General features: G+C 41.5%; 13 protein-coding genes. 9 read left to right on the top strand and 4 right to left on the bottom strand.

Translation table 11 applies throughout. The annotated features are described in order from the left end of the window. Positions 1–46 precede the first annotated feature (46 nt). Both BK026_RS19815 and BK026_RS11310 read right to left on the bottom strand, forming a co-directional pair. Positions 47–178: a hypothetical protein gene (locus BK026_RS19815; protein ID WP_256253781.1), complete on the bottom strand. Its 132-nt coding sequence runs from the start codon at positions 176–178 to the stop codon at positions 47–49. 47 nt (positions 179–225) lie between these two features. Next, entirely contained in the window at positions 226–2034 is a 1809-nt protein-coding gene (locus BK026_RS11310) for a hypothetical protein (RefSeq protein WP_071815949.1), read from the bottom strand. Positions 2035–2278: 244 nt separating this feature from the next. Here BK026_RS11310 and BK026_RS11315 point away from each other — a divergent pair, with 244 nt between their 5' ends. Genes BK026_RS11315 through BK026_RS11330 form a run of 4 tightly spaced genes read left to right on the top strand, consistent with a single transcriptional unit; the run spans position 2279 to position 7242 of the window. Next, positions 2279–2830 (top strand): hypothetical protein, encoded by a 552-nt coding sequence (locus BK026_RS11315; RefSeq protein WP_071815950.1) that lies wholly within the window; start codon positions 2279–2281, stop codon positions 2828–2830. A 3-nt stretch (positions 2831–2833) separates the two neighbouring features. Continuing rightward, the gene (locus BK026_RS11320) at positions 2834–4597 is read left to right on the top strand and encodes an OmpA family protein (RefSeq protein WP_071815951.1); all 1764 of its coding nucleotides are present in this window, start codon (positions 2834–2836) and stop codon (positions 4595–4597) included. Between the two features lie 15 nt (positions 4598–4612). After that, on the top strand, positions 4613–5098 hold the full coding sequence (locus tag BK026_RS11325; protein ID WP_071815952.1) for a Rab family GTPase: 486 nt from the start codon (positions 4613–4615) through the stop codon (positions 5096–5098). A 14-nt stretch (positions 5099–5112) separates the two neighbouring features. Beyond that, positions 5113–7242: a bifunctional diguanylate cyclase/phosphodiesterase gene (locus tag BK026_RS11330; protein WP_071815953.1), complete on the top strand. Its 2130-nt coding sequence runs from the start codon at positions 5113–5115 to the stop codon at positions 7240–7242. Here BK026_RS11330 and fghA read toward each other — a convergent pair. Continuing rightward, on the bottom strand, positions 7234–8076 hold the full coding sequence (gene fghA / locus BK026_RS11335) for an S-formylglutathione hydrolase (protein WP_071815954.1): 843 nt from the start codon (positions 8074–8076) through the stop codon (positions 7234–7236). The genes BK026_RS11330 and fghA overlap by 9 nt on opposite strands. A gap of 112 nt (positions 8077–8188) precedes the next feature. Here fghA and BK026_RS11340 point away from each other — a divergent pair, with 112 nt between their 5' ends. The 3 genes from BK026_RS11340 to BK026_RS11350 are packed head-to-tail and all read left to right on the top strand — an operon-like array spanning position 8189 to position 11316. After that, positions 8189–9103 carry an acyltransferase gene (locus BK026_RS11340; protein ID WP_071815955.1) on the top strand — a complete coding sequence of 305 codons (915 nt, stop codon included), beginning with the start codon at positions 8189–8191 and terminating at the stop codon, positions 9101–9103. Next, positions 9100–9993 carry an acyltransferase gene (locus BK026_RS11345; protein ID WP_071815956.1) on the top strand — a complete coding sequence of 298 codons (894 nt, stop codon included), beginning with the start codon at positions 9100–9102 and terminating at the stop codon, positions 9991–9993. The genes BK026_RS11340 and BK026_RS11345 overlap by 4 nt, the downstream gene beginning before the upstream one ends. 3 nt (positions 9994–9996) lie before the next feature. Next, the gene (locus BK026_RS11350; RefSeq protein ID WP_071815957.1) at positions 9997–11316 is read left to right on the top strand and encodes a mechanosensitive ion channel family protein; all 1320 of its coding nucleotides are present in this window, start codon (positions 9997–9999) and stop codon (positions 11314–11316) included. Positions 11317–11417: 101 nt separating this feature from the next. On the opposite strand, the gene BK026_RS11355 is transcribed toward BK026_RS11350, so the two are convergent. Further along, complete coding sequence (locus tag BK026_RS11355) at positions 11418–11609, bottom strand: hypothetical protein (RefSeq protein ID WP_071815958.1); 192 nt, start codon at positions 11607–11609, stop codon at positions 11418–11420. Between the two features lie 399 nt (positions 11610–12008). Between BK026_RS11355 and BK026_RS11360 the strand changes: the two genes are divergently transcribed. Both BK026_RS11360 and BK026_RS11365 read left to right on the top strand, forming a co-directional pair. Beyond that, entirely contained in the window at positions 12009–12824 is an 816-nt protein-coding gene (locus BK026_RS11360; protein WP_071815959.1) for a DUF2884 family protein, read from the top strand. Between the two features lie 149 nt (positions 12825–12973). Next, entirely contained in the window at positions 12974–13786 is an 813-nt protein-coding gene (locus BK026_RS11365) for an NAD(P)H-binding protein (RefSeq protein WP_071815960.1), read from the top strand. The last annotated feature ends 7 nt before the right edge of the window (positions 13787–13793 follow it).

Genomic DNA, 13793 nt, shown 5'->3' on the forward strand with positions numbered 1-13793 from the left:
AGCAACCGAATGGTTGCCTTTGATAAGAACAAGAAAAAAACAATAATTATTGTGGTTTAACTAACTTGATCCCCAGCTTAGGAGAAGCAGCTGTAGACACTTTTACTTGTTTTTTGTCTGATGACAAGTTGAAGCCATACAATTTAGATACATCCAATTTAACAACGTTCTTTTTCATAATTCCCTCTTTACTTGCGTTTTTGATAATGAATGCTTTACACCTTATTAAGCTTCAATAGGATTATCACTTACAAAAGTGTCCGTCAATAATTTTATAGCCGTTTTTGTCGTCGCGTTTAGGTCATTTAGCATGTCAATGTTGTGATTAATCACGCGAACCTGTTTTACTCTTTTAAACGGAATACCTGTCTCTAAGAAGTCGGCCGTTTGAATAACCACAATCATGGCTTCTACGTCTGTATTAGCAAAGAGTGCTGTACAATGCTCATGTAAAGTCTTCGCGGTGCTACGATATTGCTCGCCCTTTTCATCCAAGATACACGAATGGTTCGTAAGGAATACGCGGCTCAATTTTCTTGTCTCTTCATGAAATTTAATGGCTTGCTGCCATGCTTGATCATCACCAATAAAAACGTAAATCGGTAATTGGGAATCTATTAGGCCCAAAGAATCTAGGTACTTATAGTGATAATCATTGGCGTAAGGCATAGCCACATTACCAAGGTGTTGAGAAAAGTTAACTTCGTTTATCTTGGCTCCATTTTCATACCAAGGTACGGTAATATCTTTCGTTAAAAGATCAATGCCCACCGAATGGAGTCTGCATAATTTACGAACTCGTTGAGCTAGTCTAATATTCTCGGGGTGAATAGATTGAGTGAAACTTTCTATGACGCCTCCATCGGCAATACTCTGGATAGCTCGCAAAGGAACACGCTCCCCCTCTTTGGGGATACTGTCCATTTCAAAACCCGCCAAACGAATATATTTCAAGGCTTCACTATCCTTCGGGAAAGGTCTCAATCTCAACCAAGGAGCTTTGGCGCTTTCAGTCTTGTTTGCTAAATCAATGAGTTCGGATATGGTGAGTGTTCCGTCACCTTCTATTGATTTGGGCATTCGTTTGCTTACCAGCAACAGTTCATCACCGGCAAGCGCTACGCGGTGAACAAAACCTTCTAGATGCTCTTCAATAAGAATATTGTTAGAAAAAGTTTTAGCCTTAACATATGCGTCAACCAGTGACTGTTTATCAGTAATATTTGTAGTCACCCCCTCGCTTCGCTCCCTGTCTGCAGGCTTTATGACGACTGGAAAACCGATAATATTCGCCTTCGTGAGAAGGTCTGCCTCACTATTAACAATTAAATGTTTGGGTACTGGCAAATGGGCCGAGCTCAAAAGTTTTGATGTTTGTAGTTTGTTCCTGGTTAATATAGAACCTAAAGCGGAATCTTGTTCTACAGCAGAACTTTGCACTAACGTTGCATGTCTTCCCCACCCCAACTGATAGGTTTTTTGAGCAACACACTGAAAAGGAACATCCTGAATATAGGCTTTATGCAATATTGGAATGTTTGAGTCGGCACTACCGTATATTTTTTTTACAGGCTTAAGCAGATTATCGTGAACGGCGTCTAGTAATTTTGCAAGTTGCTGTTCGTTTTGAAACATTATTAAGTGCAAAATGTTGGCGGCAACAGTATAAAACTGGTTGCGAACCTCTGAAGCCACAAATGGCAAATCTGGAATAAGACAACAACAAACAATTTTTTCTGGATCCTTTTTACGTTTTTCCACCTCGAATTTAAGTAACTTACCAGAGTCGAAAACCGGCAGACCAGCAGATCTGTGAAGCGCACTTGCCAACGTTAAAAATCGCTCGACCAAGGCTTCGTGAAAAGGGCTTGTAGCGTTCAATTCAAACGTGTCAGTCACACCGAATTTTTTAACCAGCGTATTATCCAGACCAGCTACATCCACTTTGCTATTACATATTATGGTAAATTCAGCCTCTACCACTGGTTGTTTTAGACTCGGCACATATCCTTTATTTAAATAGCGTGTAGACATAATCCAGTATCCTTTGGTCCGCAGATAATCCGCTCAATGATTAACTTTTCCATTCACCAAGTCTTCTAATACAATGGAAAACTTGTTAGCGCAAGTTCTTACAACCATCTGAAAAAAATGAATATTTCATTTTCAATAAAATAGAAAACTTTACACTTAAAGCGTATTTCAAAGTCGATGAATTATCGCTATTGTATTACAAGCGAGTCTTGATAAAGCAAACGGTACCTTCCGGAGAAACGTTATGGCGAATAAAAAGCCAAAGGAACAGCACGAAGAAAATAACGATAGTTCAGCCCAAGAAACACAAGCAACGGATGAATTATCACAATTAAAAGAGATTTTGTTCGGTCAATCTAACCGTTCTTTTCGCGCAGATTTGGCCGCACTCGAAGCCAAGGTTAACGAAAATTTTTCATCGCTAAATGCCCACTTAGATAATCAGTTTAGCGATATAAGAAAGATGATTGACCAGCAAATTAATGCACTTTCCGAGCAACTTGCTAGGGCCAACGACAGTCACAGTAATGTACAAGAGCAGCTGCAACACACCACGGATAAGCTACAAAGTGAGTTAGAAATTGCCGAAACTACGGCCAAAAATGACAACGATTCGCTAGAAGCTCATGTAGTAAAAGAATTGGAGTCTCTCGACAATTTATTTAGCAAGCGACATCAAGAGTTGTTAGAAAAACTTCAACAGGTTACCAGTGAGCTTTCAGAAAGTAAGACCGACAGAAAAACATTGGCAAACTTACTTTCAACCATGGCTACAAATCTTGCTACCGACCATTAATCGATGACTGATAAGGTGCCGCCGTCTGAGTCCTCGGACAACTCTCTGGATAAAGTCAGAAAGTTGCTCATTGGGCAAGACGACAAATTCATTCAAGAGAAGCTTCAGCATAATGCGAAGGGCTTAGTGAGTAATGTTGTATCTGAAGCATTGTTTGAACGAGAATCTAAAGACGGTTCGGTCAACAAAGTGCTGGTTCCGCTCGTGGAAAGATCCTTGCATCGCTCTATCGAGGCCAATAGCGAAAAGATTGTTGGCACGCTATACCCATTGGTGGGTGCACTCGTAAGGAAGGCAGTATCTTCATTTCTTGTAGAGTTTGTTGAGCGTACCAACGCACTTATTGAAAATAGTTTTAGCCCCAAAAGTGTGTCGTGGCGCTTCAAGGCGTGGCAGTCTGGCGTCAGTTATTCTGAATATGTTGCGTCTCAAATTTATCAATACCAAGTCCAGCAAATACTCGTTATTCACCGAGAAACAGGCACCCTGCTTCACAGCATCTCGTCAGACCCCGAAAAAGAGAAAGATGCCGACCTCATTTCTTCTATGCTTGTGGCCATCAATGACTTTGTGGCGGATGCGTTTGGCGTTACTAGCAACGAATCAGAGAACGAACTTGGTGAGATAAAAACCGACGACTTTACGCTCTTAATTAAAATAGGGCCCCAAGCACTTTTAGTAGCAGCAGTTACTGGTAGTATTCCTCCAGAGGTACGAGGAACACTTCAAAAGGCACTGGAAGAGTTCCATCAGTTTTATCAGCAACCTTTAGTGAATTACGATGGTGACAATGCCCCGTTTGAAGGGTGTGAAACAATTCTTTCTGACTGCTTGGTTAGTGAAAGAAAAGAAGGCGAAGGCAAAAGGTCGAAAAGAATTGTAGGTACAGTCGTGTTGGTAGCTATTTTTGCCTCGCTACTGATATTGTCTTTTATGCGTGTGTCACTCAGTATCTTAAAAAGTGACTTGCATGAGCTTACCCCACCTCCGGGGGTGATTGTTACCGACGTCTTTATCTCTAATGGTCGCGTGCATGCTAAGGTACTGCGCGATCCCGTCGCCACGAATATAGAACAGTGGCTAGTCGAAAATGAAATAAATGTAGACAAAGTCACTGTCGATGAAGAGCCTTTTGTCTCCCTCAACCCAAGCTTGGTTGAGCAAAAGCTAGAGAAACTGATCAACAATTATCCACTGAGCGAATCTGAAAGTGTAACAATGGATAAAGGGGAAAATCGTAGTTACCTCATTTCCGGAACCGTCTTTACACCTTCGGCAATAAACCTCGATCAACAGATAAATGCCATCCCCGGTATTGAAGCGCTTATCGTAGATACTAGCTTACTTAGTGTAAAAGCGGCCTACGAAATTAACGATTCTGTGTTTCAAAAAGCAACGTTAAACCGGCTCGTTAATAAAGTTTCTTCGCAAAATGTACTTTTTGCTACTAACCAAGAAGCCCTTTCTGAAGTACAGTTAGCAACATTAGAAGAGCTGGCTAGTGACATAAAGCAATTACTAAAGCTAGCTGACAGCACCAATACCATTGTAAATATTGTTGTAATGGGTGCTAGTGATAATTCAGGCTCTAGTGCACGTAATCGCACGTTGAGCCAAAAACGAGCAGAGAATGTTGTGAACTCATTAATTTCACTCGGTGTTGAAAGTGATATTCTTATACCCATCAGCTTAGGAGAGCTGCCGTTGCGTAATGCATCAATGGGGCGTTTAGTAATGTTAAACGTGTTAATATCTAGTGAGCAATAGTAAGGAAGCTATGCTGTGATACAGAAAAAAGTTTGTATTTTGGGCCCCACTGGTGTTGGCAAAACAAGTCTGGTCAAGCAATTCGTAGAAGGTATTTTTTCTGAAAAGTACCAAACGACAATTGGCGTAAAAATCGACAAAAAGCAAGTTAATAAAGACGGGCGAGGCGTTCAGCTTCTACTTTGGGACTTGGAGGGAATTGACAGATACTGTGGTTTTAATCCTCGCTATCTACGCGGAGCGAGCGCTTATATCATTGTTGTCGACCAAACTCGCTCTCAATCATTACTTGAAGGGATGGAAATATTAGAGCTTGCTCAAACCCATTATCCCGATATACCGGCATTTTTTGTTGTAAATAAAATAGATCTCCCCTCAAGCTGGCATTGGGGCGAAGACGAACTCAGTTCATACGCCAAAAAATTCTCATCCGTCATAAAAACAAGCGCCAAAACTGGTGAAAATGTGGAAACCTTATTTAGCGATATCGCCTTTAGATAGGAAAGGAGACGGAAATGGACATCCACTTACTCAATGCACTTGGTATCACGAGCTGTGCAATTTTTAAAATTGATGCGAGTCACGAGCTCGAATGCCTCACCCCTGACATATCATGGTTGAAAGTCGTAGCTTCGATAGACAAAAACAAAAACCTTCAAAAGCACAACGTTCACTCTGAATTTCTTGTGGACTTTTTTATCGATGCCGAGGAAGTGTGGAAAGGCGATGCATCTTTTACCCTTTCATCTGGATTCTGGTCAGAGCAACGTGAAACACAAACTTTCAGATTTGAGGCGCTAGCGATTAACAGCGGAAACGACACCCGCTACTTAGTGATAAAAAATGTAGAAACACAGTTCAACGAAAAGCAACAAACACTTCAGGTTGCACGGGAACTCCTGCTAAGCCACCACGAAATAGTAAGCCAACACGAATACATCAGGCATAAATTGTCGCATGTATTACGCAAGAACACGCGACTGCAAACTCTGGTTCCACCAATTCAACACGCCATTCATAATTTAGAAACCGGCGTTGTAATTCTAGACGACCGTGACAACCTCGTTCTAGATAATCAAGCATCTCAACGCTTGCTTCTGTGCAATCGTATTACGCCGAGCTCTACTCGCGTTAAGGCGTTGCTCAGCGACATTGGCGTCTCATCCGCATTCCTGCCTTCATTAGTCTCGAAAAATACACCTTGGCAGGGTGAACTTTATTGGCAACCTTGCGATGACCATGGTGTATGGCTTCAAGTGACCATTCACCCAGTATTACAAGACGATAAATTAACCCATTGGGTTTATTTGCTAACTGATATCACCCATATTCACACCAAAGAAGAGCACATTATCTCAACGAGTGGGTTGGACTCATTAACCAAAATATCTAATCGAAATTCATTTACAAATACAGTTAGAAAATTTGTTAAAGAGGATGCTGCCTTTCACTTATTCATTATTGATATTTGTGAATTTAAGAAAATAAATGAAATGTTGAGCTACCAATCGGGCGATGAAATTCTGCGGTCATTTGCTTATCGACTTCAAACATTTGTAGGTAACGCTGGATTTGTAGCGCGCATTGGAAGTAATGAATTTGCACTTATCAAACGAATAGATTCATTTAAAACGCAGACCTGTGAGCAATTCACAGCACAACTGATTCAGAAGCTTACGCGAACCTACACCGTACTGAGTGGCAGTGAAGCTAACCTTGGTATAAATATAGGGCTCGCACAATACCCCGGCGACAGCTCAACAGTAGAAGTGCTGCTAAAGAATACAGATATTGCGCTGCAAGCGGCTAAATATGAAGGCAAGAACATCTTTCTCGCTTACACCGCAGAACTGTATGAAAAGTTTAAGTCCTTTAATCAATTAGAGGCACAATTGAAAAAGGCAATTGACGACAACGCGCTACAACTATTTTTGCAGCCAATTATCGACTTAAATACCGGCGAGATCGTAAAATGTGAGGCCCTTTCTCGCTGGGTTACTGCCGACGGTGAATTTATCTCTCCGGACGTGTTTATTCCTCTAGCAGAAAAAAGCGAGCTAATTTTTAGGTTTGGGGAATGGCTTGTTGCACAGGCATGTGCGTCGATAGAACAGCTTAAGGCTGCGGGTATTGATATACGCCTGGCGATTAACATTTCTGGTAGACAAGTGTGCGATCTCACTTTGCTTCACCAAATAAAAAATGCACTTGAAGAATATAACTTGTCAGCAGCTAACCTATCGATAGAACTAACCGAAAGTGTTTTTATTGAAAGTTTAGAAACTGTTTCTATTCTGTTGGATGAGCTCAGAAATATGGGAGTGACGGTATCAATCGACGACTTTGGTACAGGGTTTAGTTCGCTCGTCTATCTAAAGAAACTTCCCATTGATGAGTTAAAAATCGACCGTTCATTTGTTAGTGAACTAGAACAAAACAGCGATGACAAAGCCATTATTCAAGCGATAATAAATTTGGCCAAAAACCTGAACATAAAAATTATCGCAGAAGGCATAGAAACCGACAGCCAACATCAATTTTTACAAGATAACGAATGTAGTTTTGGACAGGGCTATCTTTACCATCGCCCTGTCGCTGTGTCCGAATTTATAGCTTTTGCGAAGCGAGCAATCGACTCAAATTAAGCCCATATGACCTGCGTGAAACTCTAAGTGCTCTTCGATAAATGAGGCAATAAAGTAGTAGCTGTGGTCGTAGCCCTCATGCATATTCAGCGTGAGCTGCGTGTCAGATTGCTGAGCAGCGTGAACTAACGTTTGCGGCATCAAATGCTCATGCAAAAACTCGTCCTTTGTCCCCTGTTCAACTAACATGGGAATATAGTGAGTTTCATTCGCTAACAACGTTGATGCGTCATATTTCTCCCATGATGATTTATCGTTACCCAAGTACTGTGAAAATGCTTTTTGTCCCCACGGACAGTTAGAAGGGTTAGAAATTGGGCTGAACGCAGACACCGAAACATATTTATTTTGGTTGCTCATACCTATAACCAAAGCACCATGCCCTCCCATAGAATGTCCGCTTATCGCTTTTTCCTTGGTAACAGGAAACGCTTCTTCTATAAGAGATGGTAGCTCTTCCGTGATGTAACTGTACATTTGATAATTCTTATCCCAAGGCGGCTGTGTTGCATCAACATAAAAACCTGCCCCTAAACCAAAGTCATACGCGTTGTTTTCATCGTCGGGAACACCTTCTCCCCGTGGTGATGTGTCAGGTGCGACGATAGCCATACCCAGTTCAGCAGCAAGCTTCATTGCCCCTGCTTTTTGCATAAAATTTTGGTCGGTACACGTTAAACCAGACAGCCAATATAGCACCGGCACGGGTTTGTCCGCAGACGCAAATGGAGGTAGAAAAATAGCGAATGTCATGTCGCACTGGGTCGTTTTGGCTTTATGCGTGTATCGAAGGTGTTTACCTCCAAACGCTTTGTTTTCGCCAATAAGTTCCATTTCGACTCCTTAATTAAAAAAATACAACCTTTATTAAACAATCAGTAAAGGCTCTATCGGATTTTAGATCAAGTTCGTTTACACTAAGTGCCTAATTTTTGAGGTAAGTATAATGATAAAAGCACTGCTACATAATATTGTAGGCACCATATCGGTTATAGTTTATTTTCTGAACACCGTTTTATGGTCAACGCCTATTTTCATTTTAGCCATTTTTAAATTGATTCCTGTTGCAATATGGCGCCGTTTTATATCATATCTTTTAGATGCTTGTGCTACTGCCTGGATAGGCGTCAACAACCTCAATCAACGAATCAGCGGCCGCACCAATTGGCAAGTAAATGGTTTGGACAAACTTACCCGCGATGATTGGTATTTAGTCATTGCTAACCATCAGTCATGGGTTGATATTCTGGTACTTCAACGCGTATTTAATCGAAAAATCCCATTTTTAAAGTTCTTCTTAAAAAAAGAGCTTATCTATGTCCCTATTTTGGGTTTGGCATGGTGGGCTCTGGACTTTCCATTTATGCGCCGTTATTCAAAGTCTTTTCTCGCAAAGCACCCTCACCTTAAAGGTAAGGACATGGAGACCACGCGTAAAGCCTGTGAAAAGTTTAGAAATAAACCGGTTAGCATTATGAATTTCGTAGAAGGTACAAGGTTCACCAAGAGTAAACATGAAAAGCAAGATTCTCCTTTTACTCATTTGCTTAAACCGAAAGCGGGCGGTGTCGCGTTCGTGCTTTCAGCAATGGGAGATAACTTACATAAGCTAATAGATGTCACTATTGACTATCCACAAGGAGTGCCTTCGTTTTGGGACTTCGTGTGTGGGAAAGTACGCAATATTCGTGTGAATATTAGCGTTACGCCAATAAAGGAAATTATTGAAAATGGTATTTTCAATGACAACTATTTTGACGACCCACAAGTCCGTGTGCGTTTTCAAAACTGGCTAAACGATCGTTGGCAAAATAAAGATGCCCTTCTTGACTCTCTTAACGCAACACAGAAACCATTATGATCCGTGCAGTACTCGCTCCTATTATTTTTGTTATTCACACAACGCTTCAAATTCTCAACCTTGCATTTTGGGGTGGCCTTATTATTATTTTGGGCTTAGTAAAGCTTCTGCTCCCTAACGGCAAAGTGAAAAAAGCCTGGAATAGCGTGATGCACGGCTTGATGTTTAGCTTTGGCCGGATCAGCGTTCTACTTATACGCTTATTTAATAATGTTGAAATAAGCTACAATGTTCACGGTAACCTCGCAAAGGATGCGTGGTACCTAATCATCTCAAATCACCTTAGCTATCTTGATATTATCCTTCTCATTGAGTTTGCTACGTACCGTATACCCGCACCTAAGTTCTTCTTGAAAAAAGAGTTAATTTGGCTGCCCTTTGTGGGACTAGGGGCCTGGGCATTAGACATGCCATTCATGCACCGATATACACGTGCCTATTTAGAAAAACACCCTGAGAAAAAAGGTAAAGACTTAGCAACAACTAAAGCTTACTGTGAGAAATTCAGAACAACACCTACAACCGTTATTAACTTTGTCGAAGGGACACGTTTTACCACAGCAAAACATCAGCTGAAAAATAGTCCTTACACTCACCTTTTGCAGCCCAAAGCAGGCGGGGTATCATTCACACTCGCAGCGATGGGGGAATTGTTCACTAATGTACTGGACATTTCATTGCTGTATCCAGAAAACAAACGCCATCCGATGATGGCTATGCTGAGTGGACGAATGACCAAAATAATCATTGATGTCAATGTAACGCCAGTACCGGAGTTGCAGCAGCAATCCAATCGCAGTGAATCTGAATTTCGTCTTTATTTCCAAAATTGGCTCAATGAACTGTGGGAAAATAAAGACCGTCGAATAAAAAACTTATTGGAGTCATAATTCATGGAATTAGGTACCTCAGCAAGGGGTTTGTTTGTTGAGCTAATAAACAACGTATTTCCTTCTGTGTCAGCACAAGAGCCGCTTTACAACGTACTTGCACTGGGTACTATTCTCGTCACGTCTGCAATACTGTACATTGCTGCCCGTTTATTGATTAGGCCACAACTTACTAAATTGGTATATAAGTCTAATCACCGGTGGGACGACGCTCTTCAAAATCATGGCTTTTTCCGGCGCTTATTTCATCTTTTCCCTGCCATATTCATCTACATTGCCACCCCTGTACTTATAAAAGATGAAGCGGTGATGCATGGCGCTGTCATTAAAGGTGCTCAGCTCTACATGCTGTATTGCGGCCTACTGGCCATTTACGCATTACTAAGCACTATTGAAGATGTGTATAACGCGTCAGCTTTAGCGCGACGAGCCCCCATAACAGGCTTTATTCAAGTTACAAAGCTGGTTGTTGCTATCATTGTAATCATACTCAGTATTTCACTTGTTGTAGGTAAAAGCCCGTTGTTACTCGTTTCAGGGCTTACGGCTATTGCAGCTGTACTACTACTTATCTTTAGGGATACCATTTTAGGATTTGTGGCTGGCATTCAAATTGCGGCAAACAGAATGTTTAACACTGGCGATTGGATTTCGATGCCTAAATACGATGTTGACGGAGAAATTCTTGAGATCGGGCTTACTAATGTAAAAGTACAAAATTGGGACAACACCATATCTACATTGCCTACATACAGCCTTACCACAGAAGCTGTGAGAAACTGGCGAGGTATGCAGGAGTCAGGCGGTCGCCGAATTAAGCGCGCAATATACATTGATATCCATTCAATAAAACTATGCGACAATGAGATGCTAGATCGCTTTTCACAAGTTCGCTACATAAACGAATACATCGAAAAGAAAAAAGTAGAATTACAAACCTATCACAGAGACTTTTCCATTGATGAGTCCGACTTACTCAACAGCAGGCGACTCACCAACATCGGCACCTTTCGCGCTTATTTAGAAGCCTATTTACGTAAGCATCCGAATATCAATCAAGAACTTACCTTAATGGTAAGGCAGCTCGCACCTAATGAACTCGGGCTTCCCCTAGAAGTTTATTGCTTCAGTGCGCAAAAAGCGTGGGTTCAGTATGAAAAGGTGCAAGCGGATATCTTTGACCACGTTATGGCCATGTTGAATATCTTCGATTTACGTGCCTTTCAGCGAGATGGTCATTTGGGTCTCTTAAGTCAAACTGACGCCAAGCTGGGGCTATCTAATACGGTAAATGTCGCTTCATCGGGTAACAACACCCAATAGCGGTATTGAGGACAGTGTGCGCATAACTCAAATAAGGTGAACATAAAAAAACCGGCTGATATTTTTACTCATCAGCCGGTCTTTTATATAGCTACGCAGTGTTATGCTAGACCGTATGCCATCAGTGCGCAAAGCACAATACCGGTCACCCCGAAGAAGCCATACTCAATTTTTTCTTGCATGCCCTCTGCACCTGCCTTTGCAGTCATAAACCCCATAATGATGCTGCTAAATCCTAATGTGAAGGCAATTAGCGCAACACCAAACATAATTGCATTAATCCAATCAGCCATTGTATACACCTTAAAAAAATTTCTGGCGGTATTATGCATCAATAAAATATGTTTGAACATGGCTACACCGGTTAAAAGTGACCTGTTCCCTACTAATTTATGAGTGATTTTTGATCTTAGTCAAAATCACCATATTGTTAGCATTCTGACTACTATGTTTTAGCTCTATTAATTTAACATTCCCCTCAAAAAGCCCAAGACATTGATTTTAAACAATTAAAAATATTGGCAAGTACATTGCTAACACTTAATCATTGTTAGTTGGGCTCTAACGACCTCGGTTAACAGCCTTTGTATTAAATTAAACGGATGGTTACTTGATAGAAACGAGTTCGTAACTCACTCAGGTATCTAAACGAACTGTTGCGTGAAGATAGCGCGCTGATTAAGGAAAACACTATGACTTTCAGAATTTTGCTACCCATTGCTATGAGCAGCTTATTTATCGGCGGTCAGGCTCTCGCCCATGACACGCATTTTCAAAACAACAGTTGTGATATTGAATTAGACGGTCATATTCAATATTACCAAGGCGACTTAACTGTCAAGATGGATAATGGCGCGGTAATGCATATCGATGCAGACCGCAACTTATCTCTTAATGGTGAGCCAGTATCATTGAACAACGAACAGCAGCGTTGGGTTACTGATTATTACAATCAAATTGATATGGCAATACCCATGACACTGTCAATTGCCAGTGAAGGTTTAGAGATCGCACATGTCGCCGTGACAGAAGTATTTACAGAACTCCTTGGCGGAGACAATCAACTAAATGAAGATTTCCAAGCAATCTTTACAACACTCGATCAAAAGCTACTTACGTCATTTTATGATGAAGCTGGTAACATTCGCGTCGATTCTACAAAATTCGAAGAGCCAGGTTGGTTTGACGAAACATGGGAAGCTGAATTTGAATCCCAATTAGAATCGTTAATTAGTGAGTCTATGGGCAGAATTTTAATTGCCATTGGTACCCAAATGCTGTGGGAAGGTGGCGACATGTCTGAATTCGAGCAGAAAATGGAACGCTGGGGAGAAGATCTCGAATATCGCTTGGAAAGCCAAGCAGCTTCATTGGAAGAAAAAGGCGAAGCGCTATGCGAAGTATTGAAAAAAGCGGATTACGCAGAGGGCAAGATGCAAGCTTCAATCAAAGGCCTAAATAGGTTGAACTTACTTGATATTGAAACCGACGCAGAAATGAAAATGTAACCGCCGCGCAGTTTAATGTGGTTAATGTGATTGAAGCCGAGCACGTAAATATGTAGCTCGGCTTTTTCTTGTGTATACCGTTCGATATACTATCGTATTAAAGAACAAAACGCGTTTTAGGGAAATGAAACCAATTAACGGGAACCACTATGTCCAATAAACTGGTGATAAGTGGCTATGGCTGGCTAGCCGGCTATTTGGATCGTGCCTTATCTTCTGACTTTCAGCTAACTGCAACAAGCCGCAGTGAAGATAAATTGTCTGAATTAAGTAAGCGCGATGTTCGGGGCATTAAATATGCATTAGGCGACGATACTTCTTCATTATGTCAGGCAGTAGAAGGCGCTACGTTCATCCTCAACATACCACCTGGTAGGAAGAACACAGCGCTAGATGAATTTACCCATAATATGTTGTCATTGATTGATGATGTCGTGAATGCTAACGCAAAGCACATTATTTTTGTGAGTACAACATCTGTTTATGGTGACACCACAGACGCCGAAATATCAGAAACAACGGCTACGTCGCCAGAAACTGCTTCTGCTCGAGCACATGTTGCTATTGAAACACATTTAAACTCGTCGCACTCGCATGTTCCGTATACGATTGTGCGGCTCGCAGGCTTAGTCGGCCCAGACCGGCATCCCGTTCGCTCTCTTAGCGGACGCACTTTAGATGCCGGTAACAAACGAGTAAACCTAGTTCACGTTGCCGATGTAGTTAAAGCACTTGAGGTTATCACTGTAAAGGGCGGCAAAAACGCAACATATCACCTCTGCAGTGACTTGCATCCAAAACGCGGCGAATATTATGTGAATGCAGCAAAAGCTATTGGTGTTACACCACCGCATTTTAGTGATACAGAAAAGCCGCCAGTAGGGAAATATGTAAATGCCCGAAACAGTTGGTCAGAACTAAACATAACACCCGCTTATTCGGATCCTCATCTGATGTACTAAGTGCTTT

Source organism: Alteromonas sp. V450 (assembly GCF_001885075.1).
Classification (GTDB): Bacteria; Pseudomonadota; Gammaproteobacteria; order Enterobacterales; family Alteromonadaceae; genus Alteromonas.